The sequence below is a fragment of the Pseudomonas sp. PME37.24/006 genome (genome assembly GCF_055556635.1).
Genome location: NZ_JBVHNL010000004.1, coordinates 255589 through 271550, shown reverse-complemented (window position 1 = coordinate 271550; position 15962 = coordinate 255589). Strand labels below are relative to the sequence as shown.

Annotated in this window: 14 protein-coding genes; 7 read left to right on the top strand and 7 right to left on the bottom strand. The window is 62.1% G+C overall.

Annotation, left to right across the window (positions count from 1 at the left end; genetic code table 11):
• Positions 1-178 precede the first annotated feature (178 nt).
• From gltB to hemE, 3 genes are all read left to right on the top strand, one after another.
• On the top strand, positions 179-4627 hold the full coding sequence (gene gltB / locus ACZ3GY_RS17370) for a glutamate synthase large subunit (protein WP_465911286.1): 4449 nt from the start codon (positions 179-181) through the stop codon (positions 4625-4627).
• Between the two features lie 114 nt (positions 4628-4741).
• Entirely contained in the window at positions 4742-6160 is a 1419-nt protein-coding gene (locus ACZ3GY_RS17365; protein WP_465911285.1) for an FAD-dependent oxidoreductase, read from the top strand.
• A gap of 199 nt (positions 6161-6359) precedes the next feature.
• Positions 6360-7427 carry a uroporphyrinogen decarboxylase gene (gene hemE, locus ACZ3GY_RS17360; protein ID WP_465911283.1) on the top strand — a complete coding sequence of 356 codons (1068 nt, stop codon included), beginning with the start codon at positions 6360-6362 and terminating at the stop codon, positions 7425-7427.
• Between the two features lie 6 nt (positions 7428-7433).
• On the opposite strand, the gene ACZ3GY_RS17355 is transcribed toward hemE, so the two are convergent.
• The gene (locus tag ACZ3GY_RS17355) at positions 7434-7835 is read right to left on the bottom strand and encodes a DUF2141 domain-containing protein (RefSeq protein ID WP_225837701.1); all 402 of its coding nucleotides are present in this window, start codon (positions 7833-7835) and stop codon (positions 7434-7436) included.
• An 82-nt stretch (positions 7836-7917) separates the two neighbouring features.
• Between ACZ3GY_RS17355 and ACZ3GY_RS17350 the strand changes: the two genes are divergently transcribed.
• From ACZ3GY_RS17350 to darH, 4 genes are read left to right on the top strand one after another with little or no spacing between them, the layout of a single operon-like run.
• Complete coding sequence (locus ACZ3GY_RS17350) at positions 7918-8835, top strand: dialkylrecorsinol condensing enzyme (protein ID WP_465911281.1); 918 nt, start codon at positions 7918-7920, stop codon at positions 8833-8835.
• A 19-nt stretch (positions 8836-8854) separates the two neighbouring features.
• Positions 8855-10012, top strand: coding sequence for a beta-ketoacyl-ACP synthase III (locus tag ACZ3GY_RS17345; RefSeq protein WP_225837704.1), 1158 nt, complete (start codon positions 8855-8857; stop codon positions 10010-10012).
• Complete coding sequence (locus ACZ3GY_RS17340) at positions 10002-10409, top strand: DarG family dialkylresorcinol biosynthesis protein (protein WP_465911280.1); 408 nt, start codon at positions 10002-10004, stop codon at positions 10407-10409. Before ACZ3GY_RS17345 ends, ACZ3GY_RS17340 begins: the two co-directional genes overlap by 11 nt.
• Positions 10406-11407, top strand: coding sequence for a BtrH-related acyltransferase DarH (gene darH, locus ACZ3GY_RS17335; RefSeq protein WP_465911278.1), 1002 nt, complete (start codon positions 10406-10408; stop codon positions 11405-11407). Before ACZ3GY_RS17340 ends, darH begins: the two co-directional genes overlap by 4 nt.
• 167 nt (positions 11408-11574) lie before the next feature.
• On the opposite strand, the gene ACZ3GY_RS17330 is transcribed toward darH, so the two are convergent.
• The 6 genes from ACZ3GY_RS17330 to ACZ3GY_RS17305 are packed head-to-tail and all read right to left on the bottom strand — an operon-like array spanning position 11575 to position 15939.
• Positions 11575-12126, bottom strand: coding sequence for a hypothetical protein (locus ACZ3GY_RS17330; RefSeq protein ID WP_465911277.1), 552 nt, complete (start codon positions 12124-12126; stop codon positions 11575-11577).
• Positions 12123-13226 (bottom strand): beta-ketoacyl synthase N-terminal-like domain-containing protein, encoded by a 1104-nt coding sequence (locus ACZ3GY_RS17325; protein WP_225837710.1) that lies wholly within the window; start codon positions 13224-13226, stop codon positions 12123-12125. Before ACZ3GY_RS17325 ends, ACZ3GY_RS17330 begins: the two co-directional genes overlap by 4 nt.
• A complete protein-coding gene (locus ACZ3GY_RS17320) occupies positions 13223-13489 on the bottom strand; it encodes an acyl carrier protein (RefSeq protein WP_084304607.1) in 267 nt (88 codons plus the stop codon). Before ACZ3GY_RS17320 ends, ACZ3GY_RS17325 begins: the two co-directional genes overlap by 4 nt.
• The gene (locus tag ACZ3GY_RS17315; protein ID WP_465911276.1) at positions 13471-14658 is read right to left on the bottom strand and encodes an ABC transporter permease; all 1188 of its coding nucleotides are present in this window, start codon (positions 14656-14658) and stop codon (positions 13471-13473) included. The genes ACZ3GY_RS17320 and ACZ3GY_RS17315 overlap by 19 nt, the downstream gene beginning before the upstream one ends.
• On the bottom strand, positions 14655-15539 hold the full coding sequence (locus tag ACZ3GY_RS17310; RefSeq protein ID WP_465911275.1) for an ABC transporter ATP-binding protein: 885 nt from the start codon (positions 15537-15539) through the stop codon (positions 14655-14657). Before ACZ3GY_RS17310 ends, ACZ3GY_RS17315 begins: the two co-directional genes overlap by 4 nt.
• A complete protein-coding gene (locus tag ACZ3GY_RS17305; RefSeq protein ID WP_463571611.1) occupies positions 15532-15939 on the bottom strand; it encodes a beta-hydroxyacyl-ACP dehydratase in 408 nt (135 codons plus the stop codon). The genes ACZ3GY_RS17310 and ACZ3GY_RS17305 overlap by 8 nt, the downstream gene beginning before the upstream one ends.
• Positions 15940-15962: the final 23 nt, after the last annotated feature.

Genomic DNA, 15962 nt, shown 5'->3' with positions numbered 1-15962 from the left:
CATTTTTGCGACATTTTATTCCTGTTTTTCGTCACATTGTTCTTTGTGACGTCTATCTCGCTATGTACAATGACCTCCGTTTGCCTGCGCAAAGCTGGGCGCATTGACCTGCGCGCAGGGTAATTGATTGAAATTAGAAAGAAAAATGCCGAGTAAGGCAGTCTGGTGAGAGTTCCCTATGAAAGCAGGTCTGTACCATCCTGATGAGTTCAAGGATAACTGCGGCTTCGGCCTGATCGCCCACATGCAAGGTGAGGCAAGCCATCACCTGTTGCAGACGGCGATAGAAGCACTGACCTGCATGACCCACCGTGGCGGCATCAATGCCGACGGCAAGACGGGTGATGGCTGTGGTTTGCTGATTCAAAAACCCGATCTGTTCCTGCGCGCCGTCGCCAAGGACACCTTTGGCGTCGAGCTGCCCAAGCAATATGCCGTAGGCATGGTCTTCCTCAACCAGGACGAGACCAAGGCCAGCGCTGCCCGCGACAACATGAACCGCGAGATCCAGGCTGCCGGCCTGACCCTGGTCGGCTGGCGCAAGGTGCCGATCGACACCAGCGTACTCGGCCGTCTGGCTCTGGAGCGCCTGCCGCAGATCGAGCAGGTGTTCATCAGCGCCGATGGTCTGAGCGATCAGGACTTCGCCATCAAGCTGTTCTGCGCGCGTCGCCGCTCATCGGTGACCAATGCCGCAGACAGCGAGCACTACATCTGCAGCTTCTCGCACAAGACCATCATCTATAAAGGCCTGATGATGCCGGCCGACCTGCAGCAGTTCTACCCGGATCTGGGTGACGAGCGCCTGCAGACCGCGATCTGCGTGTTCCACCAGCGCTTCTCCACCAACACTCTGCCAAAGTGGCCGCTGGCTCAGCCGTTCCGTTTCCTCGCCCACAACGGCGAGATCAACACCATCACCGGTAACCGCAACTGGGCACAGGCGCGCCGTACCAAATTCGAGAATGGTCAGATTCCTGCCCTCGAAGAGCTCGGTCCGCTGGTCAACCGCGTGGGCTCCGACTCCTCGAGCATGGACAACATGCTCGAGCTGATGGTCACCGGCGGCATCGACCTGTTCCGCGGCGTGCGCATGATCATTCCGCCAGCGTGGCAGAACGTCGAAACCATGGACGCCGACCTGCGGGCGTTCTACGAATACAACTCCATGCACATGGAACCCTGGGATGGCCCGGCCGGCGTCGTGCTGACCGATGGTCGTCACGCCGTGTGCCTGCTCGACCGTAATGGTCTGCGCCCGGCGCGCTGGGTGACCACCACCAATGGCTACATCACCCTGGCCTCGGAAATCGGCGTATGGAATTACCAGCCCGAAGACGTGGTCGCCAAAGGCCGTGTCGGCCCGGGCCAGATCCTTGCCGTCGATACCGAAACCGGCCAGGTGCTGACCACCGACGACATCGACAACCGCCTCAAGTCGCGTCACCCGTACAAGCAGTGGCTGCGCAAGAGCGCGCTGCGCATCCGCGCGACCATGGAAGACAACGACCATGGTTCGGCCTTCTACGAGGCTGATCAGCTCAAGCAGTACATGAAGATGTTCCAGGTCACCTTCGAGGAACGTGACCAGGTGCTGCGTCCGCTCGCCGAGCAGGGCCAGGAAGCGGTCGGCTCCATGGGTGACGACACGCCGATGGCGGTGCTGAGCCAGCGCGTGCGCTCGCCGTACGACTACTTCCGCCAGCAGTTCGCGCAGGTCACCAACCCGCCGATCGACCCGCTGCGCGAAGCCATCGTCATGTCGTTGGAGATCTGCCTCGGTGCCGAGCGCAACATTTTCGAAGAGTCGCCGGAGCACGCATCGCGAGTGATCCTCAGCTCGCCGGTAATCTCCCCGGCCAAGTGGCGCACCCTGATGAACCTGGAGAGGCCAGGTTTCGAGCGGCAGGTCATCGACCTCAACTACGACGAGTCGATCGGCCTGGAAGCGGCCGTGCGCAACATGGCCGACCAAGCTGAAGAAGCCGTGCGTTCCGGCAAAGTGCTGCTGGTGCTGACTGACCGTCACATTGCGCCGGGCAAGCTGCCGGCTCATGCTGCGCTGGTCACTGGCGCGGTGCACCATCGTCTGACCGAAACCGGCCTGCGTTGCGATTGCAACATCCTGGTCGAAACCGCCACCGCTCGTGACCCGCACCACTATGCGGTGCTGATCGGCTTCGGCGCCTCGGCGGTTTACCCGTTCCTGGCCTATGAAGTGCTGGGCGACCTGATCCGTACCGGCGAAGTGCTGGGCGATCTGTACGAAGTCTTCAAGTACTACCGCAAGGGCATCTCCAAGGGCCTGCTGAAGATCCTCTCGAAGATGGGCATCTCCACGGTCGGTTCCTACCGCGGCGCCCAGCTGTTCGAAGCGGTTGGCCTGGCCGATGAAGTCACTGGCATGTGCTTCCGTGGTGTGCCGAGCCGCCTCAAGGGCGCGCGTTTCGTCGACCTGGAAGCCGAGCAGAAGGCGCTGGCGGGCGAAGCCTGGAACAACCGCAAGTCGATCCAGCAGGGCGGCCTGCTGAAGTTCGTCTACGGCGGCGAGTACCACGCCTACAACCCCGATGTGGTCAACACCCTGCAGGCAGCAGTGAAGCAGGGCAGCTACGAGACCTTCAAGGAATACACCAAGCTGGTGGATACCCGCCCGGTGTCGATGCTGCGTGACCTGCTGCAGGTCACGCTGGCCGATACGCCGCTGGCGCTGGACGAAGTCGAGCCGCTGGAGTCGATCTTCAAGCGTTTCGACGCCGCCGGTATCTCTCTGGGCGCGCTGTCGCCAGAGGCCCACGAAGCCCTAGCTGAGGCGATGAACCGCCTGGGCGCGCGCTCCAACTCCGGCGAAGGCGGTGAAGACCCGGCGCGTTACGGCACCATCAAGAGCTCCAAGATCAAGCAGATCGCCACTGGCCGTTTCGGGGTTACCCCGGAATACCTGGTCAATGCCGAAGTGCTGCAGATCAAGGTGGCTCAGGGTGCCAAGCCAGGTGAAGGTGGTCAGTTGCCGGGTGGCAAGGTCAACGGCCTGATCGCCAAGCTGCGCTATGCCGTACCGGGCGTTACGCTGATTTCGCCGCCGCCGCACCACGATATCTATTCCATCGAAGACCTGGCGCAGCTGATCTATGACCTCAAGCAGGTCAACCCCAGTGCACTGGTGTCGGTCAAACTGGTATCCGAAGCGGGCGTCGGCACCATCGCCGCTGGTGTGGCCAAGGCCTATGCCGACCTGATCACCATTTCCGGTTACGACGGCGGCACGGGCGCTTCGCCGCTGAGCTCGATCAAGTATGCCGGTTCGCCGTGGGAACTAGGCCTGGCTGAAACCCACCAGACCCTGCGCGGTAACGACCTGCGCGGCAAGGTGCGGGTACAGACCGACGGCGGCCTGAAAACTGGCCTGGACGTGATCAAGGCCGCAATCCTCGGCGCCGAGAGCTTCGGCTTCGGCACCGCGCCGATGGTTGCCCTGGGCTGCAAATACCTGCGTATCTGTCACCTGAACAACTGCGCCACCGGCGTAGCCACGCAGAATGACAAGCTGCGCAAGGATCACTTCATCGGTACTGTCGACATGGTGGTGAATTTCTTCACCTACATCGCCGAAGAAACCCGCGAATGGCTGGCCAAGCTCGGCGTGCGCAGCCTGGGCGAGCTGATCGGGCGTACCGATTTGCTGGAAGTCCTGCCGGGGGAAAGCGCCAAGCAGAACAATCTGGATCTGACGCCGCTGCTCGGCAGCGATTACATCCCCGCGGATAAGCCGCAGTTCTGTGAGGTCGACCGCAACCCGCCGTTCGACAAGGGTTTGCTGGCTGAAGAGATGCTGTCCATGGCCAAGTCGGCGATCGACAGCGCCAGTGGTGGCGAGTACGAACTGGACATCTGCAACTGCGACCGTTCCATTGGTGCCCGTTTGTCCGGCGAGATCGCTCGGGTGCATGGCAACCACGGTATGGTCAAAGCGCCGATTACCTTCCGCTTCAAGGGTACGGCCGGGCAGAGCTTCGGCGTGTGGAACGCTGGTGGCTTGAACCTTTACCTCGAAGGCGACGCCAACGATTACGTCGGCAAGGGCATGACCGCTGGCAAGCTGGTGATCGTGCCGCCGAAAGGCAGCCCGTTCAAAACCCAGGACAGCGCCATCATCGGCAACACCTGCCTGTACGGTGCCACTGGCGGCAAGCTGTTCGCGGCGGGTACTGCAGGTGAGCGTTTCGCGGTGCGTAACTCCGGCGCCCATTCCGTGGTAGAAGGCGTGGGTGACCATTGCTGCGAGTACATGACTGGCGGTTTCGTCTGCGTGCTGGGCAAAACCGGCTACAACTTCGGTTCAGGCATGACCGGTGGTTTCGCCTACGTGCTGGATCTGGACAACAGCTTCTACGACCGCGTGAACCACGAGCTGGTGGAGATTCAACGGATCAACAACGAGTCCATGGAGGCTTACCGTAGCCACCTGGAGCGCGTGTTGGCCGAGTACGTCGAAGAGACGTCGAGCGAGTGGGGCCGCAATCTGCTGGAGAACCTGGACGACTACCTGCGCAAGTTCTGGCTGGTGAAACCCAAGGCTGCGAACCTCAAGTCGCTGCTCTCCAGCATCCGCGCCAACCCGCAATAAAGCAGCTTCAAGCTGCGAGCCCAAGCTGCCTGGCAGTGAAGGGCTCGCAGCTCAACGTGATTGTATTGCAGCTCCAGGCTTATGGCGTGTAGCTGCTGCTAAGAGGTTTATGACATGGCTGAACGTCTGAATAACGACTTCCAGTTCATCGACGTCGGGCGCAAAGACCCGAAGAAGAAGCTGTTGCGTCAGCGCAAGAAAGAATTCGTCGAGATCTACGACACCTTCAAACCGGCCCAGGCCGGTGATCAGGCGCACCGCTGCCTGGGTTGTGGCAACCCGTATTGCGAATGGAAGTGCCCGGTACACAACTTCATCCCCAACTGGTTGAAGCTGGTCGCCGAAGGCAACATCCTCGCCGCCGCCGAGCTCAGCCACCAGACCAACACCTTGCCGGAAGTCTGCGGCCGTGTTTGCCCGCAGGATCGTCTCTGCGAAGGGGCTTGCACCCTTAACGACGGTTTCGGCGCGGTGACCATCGGCTCGGTAGAGAAATACATCACCGACACCGCCTTCGCCATGGGCTGGCGCCCTGACATGTCCAAGGTCAAACCGACTGGCAAGCGTGTCGCGATCATCGGTGCGGGCCCGGCAGGTCTGGGCTGCGCCGACGTGCTGGTGCGTGGCGGCGTGACCCCGGTGGTGTTCGACAAGAACCCGGAAATCGGCGGTCTGCTGACCTTCGGTATTCCCGAGTTCAAGCTGGAAAAGAGCGTGCTGAGCAACCGTCGCGAAGTGTTCACCGGCATGGGCATCGAGTTCCGCCTGAACACCGAAATCGGCAAAGACATCACCATGGAGCAACTGCTCGAAGAGTACGATGCCGTGTTCATGGGCATGGGCACCTACACATACATGAAGGGCGGTTTCCCGGGCGAAGACCTGCCGGGCGTCCACGATGCGCTGGATTTCCTGATCGCCAACGTCAACCGCAACCTCGGTTTCGAGAAGGCGCCGGAAGACTTCGTTGACCTGAAGGGTAAGCGCGTTGTGGTGCTTGGCGGTGGTGACACGGCGATGGATTGCAACCGCACCTCGATTCGTCAGACGGCCAAGTCCGTGACCTGCGCCTATCGCCGTGACGAAGCGAACATGCCTGGCTCGCGCAAAGAGGTGAAGAACGCCAAGGAAGAAGGCGTGAAATTCCTCTTCAACCGCCAGCCGATCGCCATCGTCGGTGAAGACAAGGTCGAAGGCGTCAAGGTGGTCGAGACCCGTCTCGGCGAGCCAGATGCCCGTGGCCGCCGCAGCCCCGAGCCAATCCCAGGCTCAGAGGAAATCATCCCGGCGGAAGCCGTGCTGATCGCCTTCGGTTTCCGTCCGAGCCCGGCGCCGTGGTTCGATGAGTTCGATATCCGTATCGATACCCAGGGTCGTGTGGTTGCGCCGGAGAAGTCTACCTTCAAGCACCAGACCAGCAACCCGAAGGTGTTCGCTGGCGGCGACATGGTGCGTGGTTCCGACCTGGTGGTAACCGCCATCTACGAAGGCCGCAATGCGGCGGAAGGGATTCTCGACTACCTCGGTGTCTGAGCATCACGCTTCCCGACGAGGCCGGCTTAATGCCGGCCTCGTCGTTTCCGACCCTTGGCTGACCTGAGGCAATACGCCGCTCAGCGCGCTCGCTTATGCTCCCGAACCTGCGGCACGGCGTCCCATGCCGTGCCTTTTACGGCTTGCTCTGCGACAATGTGCACACTTTTTGTTCACCGCTTCTGTTCGGGAAATACCCATGACCGCCTTGAAGAACGACCGTTTCCTACGTGCCCTGCTCAAGCAACCCGTCGACGTTACGCCGGTTTGGATGATGCGTCAGGCCGGTCGTTACCTGCCGGAATATCGGGCCAGCCGGGCCAAGGCCGGGGATTTCATGAAGCTGATGATGAACCCTGAGTTTGCCTGCGAAGTCACCCTGCAGCCGCTGGATCGTTATCCGCAACTCGACGCTGCCATCCTCTTCTCCGATATCCTCACCATCCCCCACGCTATGGGGCAGGGGCTGTATTTCGAGACCGGTGAGGGGCCGCGTTTCAAGAAGGTCATCAGCAGCGCCGCCGATATCGACGCGCTGCCGATTCCTGATCCAGAGAAGGATCTGGGCTATGTGATGGATGCCGTACGTACCATCAAATCGGCGTTGGATGGCCGTGTGCCGCTGATCGGTTTTTCCGGCAGCCCGTGGACGCTGGCGACCTACATGGTCGAGGGCAGCTCGTCGAAGGACTTCCGCAAGATCAAGGCGATGCTTTACGACCAGCCCGAGGCCATGCACGCGCTGCTCGACAAGCTGGCGCAGTCGGTCACGGCCTATCTCAATGGGCAGATCCGCGCTGGCGCCCAGGCGGTGCAGATCTTCGATACCTGGGGCGGCAACCTGTCGTCAGCTGCCTATCAGGCGTTCTCCCTGGCTTACATGCAGAAGATCGTCGACGGCCTGATCCGCGAGCAGGACGGGCGCAAGATTCCGGTGATCCTGTTCACCAAGAATGGCGGGCTGTGGCTGGAGTCGATGGCAGCCACTGGCGCCGATGCGCTGGGGTTGGACTGGAGCTGTGATATCGGCGAGGCGCGCCGCCGTGTCGGTAGCCAAGTGGCTTTGCAAGGCAACATGGATCCTACCGTGCTGTATGCCAAGCCTGCGGCGATTCGCGCCGAGGTGGCGCGTATCCTAGCCAGCTACGGCACTGGCAGTGGTCATGTATTCAATCTGGGGCACGGCATCACCCCGGAAGTCGATCCTGCTCATGCCGGGGCCTTCCTCGAAGCGGTGCACGAGCTGTCTGCCGACTATCACCGCTGATCGGCATCACTGCGCCTGGCGCCCTCCGCGAGGTTGGCGCAGGCGTATGTCGATCAGGGTGTCGTCTTCGTCATGCTCGAATCTGGCGCCTTGGGGCTTGGGCTTGCCTTTCAGGAGTGACGGATTGCCGGAGAAGCCCACGGGCTCGAGCGGAATGCCGCGCGGGCTGAGGTCGAGACGCCCGTTGCCGTTGGCGTCCTGAAACAACTGCAGAGCGTATTGCCCAGGTGGTACGTCTTTCAGGATCAGTTGCTCGCCTTCACCTTGCTGCTCGCGCAGCATCGGTTCCCAGCTTTCCTGGTCGGCAGCGACCAGTGCCAGGTAAAGCTTGGCGGCACTCTCGTTGCCTTCCACGCGTATCAGCAGATCCCCTGCCTGCGCCGACAAAGAGGCGAACAGGAGAACCACTGCGCAGACCGTGCAGCGTTTGGTTACGATTTGAAGAATTCTCTGTGGCATAATCCGCCCATTTTGCAGGGATTCGCTTTAAATGCGTCAGGTTCTAGTCGTTCACTTCTCACAGACTGGCCAATTGAACCGCCTGGTGCAATCGGTCTGTGCGCCGTTGCAGGCGAGTGAAGGCATTCAGGTGGATTTCCTGGCGCTGCAACCGGCCAAGCCTTTTCCCTTCCCGTGGCCCTTTCTTGGTTTCTTCCGGATCTTCCCGGAAACCGTGTTGATGAAGCCGCAGCTGTTGCTGCCGCTGACGGTCGACCCCGAGAAACGCTACGACCTGATCATTCTCGCCTATCAGGTGTGGTTTCTGTCGCCGTCGCTGCCGTTCACCAGTTTCCTCGCGTCGCCTGAAGCCGCTCGGTTGTTGAAGGATACGCCGGTAGTGACCCTGATCGGTTGTCGCAACATGTGGCTGATGGCCCAGGAAAAGGTCAAGGCACGCCTGCAGGCACTGGGCGCGAAGCTGGTCGACAACGTGGTGCTCACCGATGCTTGTGGTACGGCGGCGAGTTTCCTGGCCACACCACTGTGGATGTTCACCGGCCGGCAGAAGCCCTACAGCTGGGTGCCACGCGCCGGTATCGACGAAACGGAAATGGCCAATGCCGGCCGCTTCGGCGATGCCATGGCACGCTGCCTGCTTGCAGACGAGCAGCCCATCGAGCAGCCGATGCTCGGCGGCCTTGGTGCAGTCAAAGTGGATGAAAAACTGATCGCCAGTGAAAAGGTCGGCAATCGCAGCTTCACGCTATGGAGCCGACTGCTTACCGCGCTCGGCCCGCAGCAAAGCAAGCGCCGCGGCGCCGGGCTGGTGGTGTACATCGTCTTCCTGATCTGCCTGATTCTGACCGTGGTGCCGATCAGTGCCCTGTTGAAAAAGTTGTTGGCCCCGCTGTTCAAGGCGCGAATCCAGCGTGAAAAGGCCTACTTCGCCGGTCCGTCCGGCGAGTGAAGTGACCCGAGGTAATCCCGTGGTAACACCCGTATTCATCAATCGCATCAGTGCCAGCCTGCCCCATGACCCAGTCGACAACGAGCAGATGGAAGCTCGCCTCGGTATGGTTGGCGGCAAGCCATCGCGCGCCCGCAAGCTGGTCTTGCGCCGTAATGGCATTCAGCAGCGCCACTACGTCATCGACCCGCTGACCGGTGAGCCGAGCATGAGCAATGCGCAACTGAGCGCCGAGGCGATCCGGGGTCTGGTAGGGGAGGGGTTCGCGCTGGACAGCCTGGACTGTCTGGTCGCCAGCACTTCGTCTCCCGACCAAGTGATGCCAGGCCATGCGGTGATGGTGCATGGCGAGCTGGGCAATCCGCCTTGCGAGGTCGCGACCACGGCGGGTATCTGCCTGTGCGGAATGACCGCGCTGAAATACGCCTGGATGAGCGTGGCCAGCGGTGAAAGTCGCAATGCCGTGGCCTGCGGCTCCGAAGTGGCTTCGACGCTGATGCAGGCGCGCAACTTCAATGCCGAGTACGAGAGCCGCGTCGAGGAGCTGGAGAACCATCCGGAGATCGCTTTCGAGAAGGATTTCCTGCGATGGATGCTTTCCGACGGTGCTGGCGCCGTGCTGCTGCAGGATCATCCCAACGCTAGCGGGCTGAGCCTGCGTGTCGACTGGCTGGATATTCTCTCGTTCGCCGACCAGATGCCCGCCTGTATGTATGCCGGCGCCGAGATGCAAGACGGCAGCCTGCGTGGCTGGAGCCGCTATGACGCCGATGAGCGCGCCCGTCAGTCGGTGATGGCGATCAAGCAGGACGTCAAACTGCTCAACGAGAACATCGTCAAATACACCGTGGAAGAAGCGTTGCGGCGCATCATGGCGCGCCGTGAGCTGCGCGTGGCGGACATCGACTGGTTCCTGCCGCATTACTCGTCGGAGTTCTTCCGCGACCGTCTGGCCGTGGGGCTGGCCAATGTCGACCTGCCAATCCCGATGGAGCGCTGGTTCACCAACCTGACCAGCAAGGGCAACACTGGCGCAGCGTCGATCTTCATCATCCTTGAAGAGCTGTTCAATGGCGGGCAGCTGCGCAGTGGCCAGAAGCTGCTGTGCTACGTGCCGGAAAGTGGGCGCTTCTCCAGTGCATTCATGCACCTCACGGTGGTCGGCAATGAAGCTTGACGAGGTTCCTCAGGATCACAGCTCCACCTACGGTGGCCACAGCAAGCTGGTCTACGCCGTGGATGCCAGCGGCCATTACCAGGGCACCCAAAGCGATGGCTGGGAGCCCGAGTCGTACTCCACTCAGCTCGCGGTCGCCGAGCTGGAGGCTCAGGAGGCCGAGGCCCAAGCAGCCTGGCGCCGTGGGGAGCTGTCGCCGCTGAAATGCCTGATGTATCGCTACCGCATGGACGAGCCGGCGCTGGCGCAGATCTCCGGGCTCTGGCAATGGCGCGTGCGCCGGCATTTTCGCCCCGAGATCTACCGACGCCTGAGCGATTCGCTGCTGGCCCGCTATGCCGAGGCCTTTGGCCTGTCCGTCGACGAATTGCGTCGCTATCAGAAGGAACTGCTATGAGCGCGTTCGAGCACCGCCAGAGCGCCCACTGCGAAAGCGGCGTGATGGCCAGTCTGCTGACCCATGCCGGCCTGCCGATGAGCGAGCCGATGGCGTTCGGGCTGGCATCTGGCCTGGCGTTCGCCTACCTGCCGATCGTCAAGCTCGGCGGTATGCCGCTGATTGCCTACCGCATGCCACCCCGTCACCTGATCAAGACGCTGAGCAAGCGCCTGGGCGTGCGCCTGACTAGCCGTACCTTCTCCAATCCTGAGCAGGGACGTGTCGCCCTCGATGCCGCACTCGACAGTGGGCGCCTGGCTGGGCTGCAGAGCTCGGTTTTCTGGCTGCCGTACTTTCCGCCAGAAATGCGCTTTCACTTCAACGCCCACAACCTGCTGGCCTATGGTCGCGAGGGTAACGAATACCTGCTCAGCGACCCAGTGTTCGAGGCGCCGGTACGCTGTGCCGCCGAGGATCTGCAGAAAGCACGCTTCGCCAAGGGGGCTCTGGCGGCCAAGGGGCTGATGTATTACCTGGACGACGTGCCGCCCGATCAGGACTGGGAGCGGCTGATTCGCAAGAGCGTGCTGTCGACCGCGCGTATCCTCGATGGCATGCCGCTGCCGTGGATCGGCATTCGTGGCATTGGCCACCTGGCCAAGCGCGTCGAGGCACTCGATCCGGCTCAGGCCAAGTACAACCGCCTTTACCTCACCCACATCGTGCGCATGCAGGAGGAGATCGGTACCGGTGGTGCAGGCTTCCGCTTCATGTACGCGAGCTTCCTGCAGGAGGCCGGCGAGAAGATTGGCGATACCACGCTGCAGGAAGCTTCGGTGCGCATGACCGCAGTGGGCGATGATTGGCGCCAGTTCGCCTCAGCGTGCGTACGGGCCAGCCGTAGCAAGGGCGAAGCGCCGGACTTCCGGCCGATCGCCGATAGGCTGCGCGGCATTGCCAGTCAGGAGCGCGCCTTGATGAAAGAGCTTGGCGCCTGGGCCAAGGGCAAGGGGTAAGCGAGGGCTGCAGAAAGGCAGAAGCGGACGGTGGATGCAGAGCTTTCTTTTTGTAGGAGAGGCTTTAGCCGCGAGCTCTTTACGCCTAGCTAGGCAAAATCGAGGCTAAAGCCTCTCCCACAAAAGCTCTGCTCACCGGCCGCTCCCGCCACACAGCCGCCGCTGTTTTATAGTTGCAACTGCAGCACATCGATCGCCGCCGTCAGCTCGGCAAAATCTGCTGCCTGGTATGGGCCGGTGATCAGCACAGCCTGTGCCTGAAACTCGCCGTTCTCGTCGATCACCACCAGCAGCGCCTGGCTGACCACGCCATCTGCCAGATCCAACCCTGCCAATGCCTGCAGCTGTTTCCAGGCACGCGGCCCGGCACCGATGAACATGTTCGGCCCCTCCAGTCCCAGCTGTGCTGCGACGTGGAAGCCCGCGGCGTTGCTCACACTGTTGACGAATTCGAAGGGCTTGGGCTGCAACTGATGTACGCATACCGCGTCGAGCAGCGAGCCCATTGTCCCTCTTGCCGGGTGACGGGATGCCAGATAAAGCCCGCAGTCACTGCGTACCTTCGCTTTGAGTGGAGCGGTGCACAGCAGCGCCTGGAGGATCAGCCGGTCGATGCGTCGAGGCGGGCTGGCCAGCCATTGGCTCAGGGTAGCCTTCAGATCCTTGTCGGACGCGCTGGCGTCACCACTGACGCTGCACGCGGCGATGACTGTGCTCATGGTGTTTCTCCCGTGCAGCGCTGCAGCACCAGGCTGGCGTTGTTGCCGCCAAAGCCGAAGAAGTTGGCCAACAGCAGGCTGTCATCGGCAATGGCGAGTGGCTCGCCTGGTAGCGGTAGCAGGGCTTCACTGGCGTAATCACAAGCCGGTAGGTGCCCGAGGTTCTGCACCAGCAGCAGGGTTTCAGCGAGGCCGCAGGCGCCCAGGGTGTGGCCAATCCACGGTTTGAGCACGCACAGCGGCGGCAGCGCCTCGCCAAACAGCAGGCGTACACCGTTGCTCTCGGCGCGATCATTGGCGCCGGTGGCGGTGCCGTGCAGTTTCACCAGGCCGATCTGCTCGACGCTGGTGTCTGCGCTGCGCAAGGCCTCGCGCATCACCCAGTCGATGTGGCTGCCGTCTTCGCGGGTGGTGGTCAGGTTGCTGGTGTCGCAGGCGCTGAAACCGCCAAGCAGCCTGGCCAGCGGTGCCGGGCCAGGTTCCAGTGCCAGCAGCGTGGCCACGTAGGCTTCACCGAGCACCAGGCCATCACGCTGCGGGTGAAAGGGTCGGTAGAGGCCACTGGGCGAAATCAGATCCAGTGCGCCGAAGCCTTGCTGGGCTATCGCGCTGGGCGTTTCGAAAGCCAGCACCAGAGCGCGGCGATAAAGGTTCGCGCCGAGCAGTCGGGCGCCGTACAGCAGCCCGTTAGCGGCGCTGGTACAGGCGGTATTGAGGGTGAAGGCGTCGGCGAAGCCCCAGCGCTCGCGCAGCTGCTCGGCGATCAGGTCGAGGGAGGTCGAATGATCGGGGCGAAAGCCGCCGTCCTGTTTCGCCAAGTCTTCCAGTTCATTGATGTCCAGGCTGGTACTGGCCACGATCAACAGGCAATCCTCCAGCGCACTGTCGTCGCCAAGGGTCTCGCGGATCAGTCGGTCGAAGTGCTGGTCTCGGCTCTCGCCTGCCGCTACGGCCAGGTAAGGGCGTGGCTGCCGCAGTTCATGCAGTACGAAGGTGTCCGCCTCAGGCAGCACGCCGCGCTGCAGCGCCTCACCAGCCGCGCGTAGGTTCGCGCCAAGTGCACTGTGCAGAGCGCCTCGCTGGAGGTAGATGGGCGTCACTGTTTCTGCCTGATGAAGGCCGCGATGCTGGCGATGCTATTGAGAATGCGCCGACCGTCCTTGGCGCCTTCGATGCGCACGCCGTAGTGCTGCTGCAACGCGAGCGAGACTTGCAGCGCGTCCAGGCTGTCCATCTGGATGCGGCTCTGCTGGCCGAACAGCGGCTCGTCGTCGTCGATGCTTTGCCAGTCGATGTCATCTTCCTTGTCGCACTCGCGAATCAGCAATTGCTTGAGCTTTTCTTCTAGTAGTGTGTGGTCCATTGCGTTTGCTGTACTCGTTTGTGGAACAGGAACAAGCCGCTGGCGCCGGCCAGTGCTGCGAACAGCAGCAGGCGTACGCACCAGGGGGCTATGTCGTTCAGTGAGCCATGGCCCACCAGCAGGGTGAGAAAGGCGTCGAGCGCCCAACTCATCGGGGAAACTTCCGCCAGTTGGCGCATGGCCTCCGGCATCACGCTCTTGGGCACCATGATGCCGCCGATGGCGGCGAGGATGATATTGATCCCGCCGCCAAGCAATAGGGCTTGTTCACTACTGCGTGCCAATGCCGCCAGCAGCAGACCCAGGCTGCTGGTGGCCAGTGCGATACTCGCCGCCAGCAGGGCGTAAGCGGGCAGGCTGCCATTGAGCTCCAGCGCTGGCAGACCGACCAGTGGTAGGCCATGCATGCCAATGCTCAGCAGCAGCACGAACTGCAATAGGTTGATGGCCAGGTAAGGCAGCATCTTGCTCAGTGCCAGGGTGCCGAGCCCCAGGCCCAGGCAGCGGAAGCGCAGCAGCGCGCCACTCTGCTGCTCGCGCTGAAAGCTGCCGGCCATCGGCAGCACGACGAAGAACATGCCGAAGATCAGCCACGCCGGGACGCTCATCTGCGTGGCGTTGGCCTGGTTGCTCAGGTCGCCGCTGGCCAGGCGCTCCTGCTCATTGATCTGGCTCTCGGTACGTTGCTGGATCAGTTCGAGCTGTTCGGCCTGGGTGAGCCCCTCATCCAGCGCACCGCTGTCCTGCAGGTAGGCGAGCAGTCGGGTCTGCGCCAGGGCGATGGTGACGGCGCCATGCAGGCGCTGGCGCGAGAGACGGTCGAACTGCGCGGGAAAACTCAGGGTCGGGCCCTGGTGGGGGGTATCCAGCAGCCTGCCGTCGAAGTCAGCGGCCAGGCTGATGTGCGTCATCTCGGGCGGGCCGCTGGCCAGCAACTGGCTGTCAGGCAGTTGCGCCTGCAGTGCACTGTGGAAAAAACGGCTGGAATCGCTTTGCTGCGGCGCATCGATTACCAACTGCAGGGGCGGCAGGCGATCTTGCAGGTAGCTGGACATGGCCCCGGCCATGATCACTAGAAACAGCGTCGGCATGATGAACAGCACGGCCAGTGCGTGCGGGTCACGCAGCAGCAGGAGGATTTCCTTGCGAACCAGGGCGCGCAGCCTCATAGCCGGCCTCCATTGAGGCGCAGGTAGAGCTGCTCCAGTGATGGGCGGCCAAAGCGCAGCAGGCTGGGGGCTTGCGGCTGTTCGGCGATGAAACCGGTGATCGCCAGCAACTGCGCCACATCCAGTTCCGCGATGCGCACGCCATTGGCCAGTTGTTCGACACTCAGGCCCAGGCTATCGAGCAGCGGCAGCAAGGCTTCAGGCTGGCGCTCGGGCCACTGCAGAAACAGCCCCGGCTGATCACCGAGCAACTGATGCTTGTCGATATCCAGCTGCACGCGACCTTCGTGGAGCAGCAGGATGCGATCCGCCACCCGCTCCACCTCGTCGAGATAATGACTGGTGTAAATCACCGCCTTGCCCTCGGCAGTCAGCAGCTGGACGGCTTCAAGGAGCATCTGCCGGCTGGCGGCATCGACGCCCACGGTGGCTTCGTCGAACAGATACAGCTCTGCCGGTTGCAGCAGGCCGATGGCGAAGTTCAGGCGTCGCTGCTCACCGCCAGACAGGCGTTCAGCGCGGCGATCGAGCTTGTCTTCCAGCGCCGTACTGGCGATGCAGCGCTCGAGGCGTTGACGACGCTCTGGGCCGCGCAGCTCATAGAGATCGGCGAACAGCTCGAGGTTTTCCTTCACCTTCAGCCCGGCATAGAACGCCAGTTGCTGCGGCACCAGGCCCAGGCGCCGTTCGCCATGCCAAACGATTTCGCCACTCAGCGGCTGCAGCACTCCGCTGAGCAGTGACAGCAGGGTCGTTTTGCCGGCGCCGTTGCTGCCGAGCAGCCCCAGGCATTGCCCGGCTTGCAGATGCAGGTCGATATTCTGCAGTGCAGGTTGTTGGGCTTCCGGGTAGCGATAGCCGAGGTTCTTGAGTTCAAGCACGGACGAGCACCAGCAGGAGTTTGCCATCGAGCAGTAAACGTTGTTCAGCGTGCACACTGAAGCCATACAGGGCGCCCGCCGGGCTCATTGCTTCTTGGGTGGCGCTGACCAGCAGATCGCCTTGACGTTGCGCGGGGTGATCATGCAATTGCAGCTGCGAGAGTTTGCCGACCAGGGCCATTTTGATGGCGCTGTCGTTGCCGTATAAGGCACCATGCGCGGCACACAATTGGGCGGCAGCTTCGAACAGCAGGCAAGGCGAAGCGTTTTCGCCCAGGCTGTCGAGGTGGTGCCAGCCGCTCAGACCTTGGATGCTGCTCGCATCGTGTTCGAGCAGCGCGTCCAACCAGAGTGCTTTGCCCTGGTGTGGCAGCAGTGTGTGCAGTTGGGTGCGATCCATGGCGAGCGTCTGGGCGTGCGAGC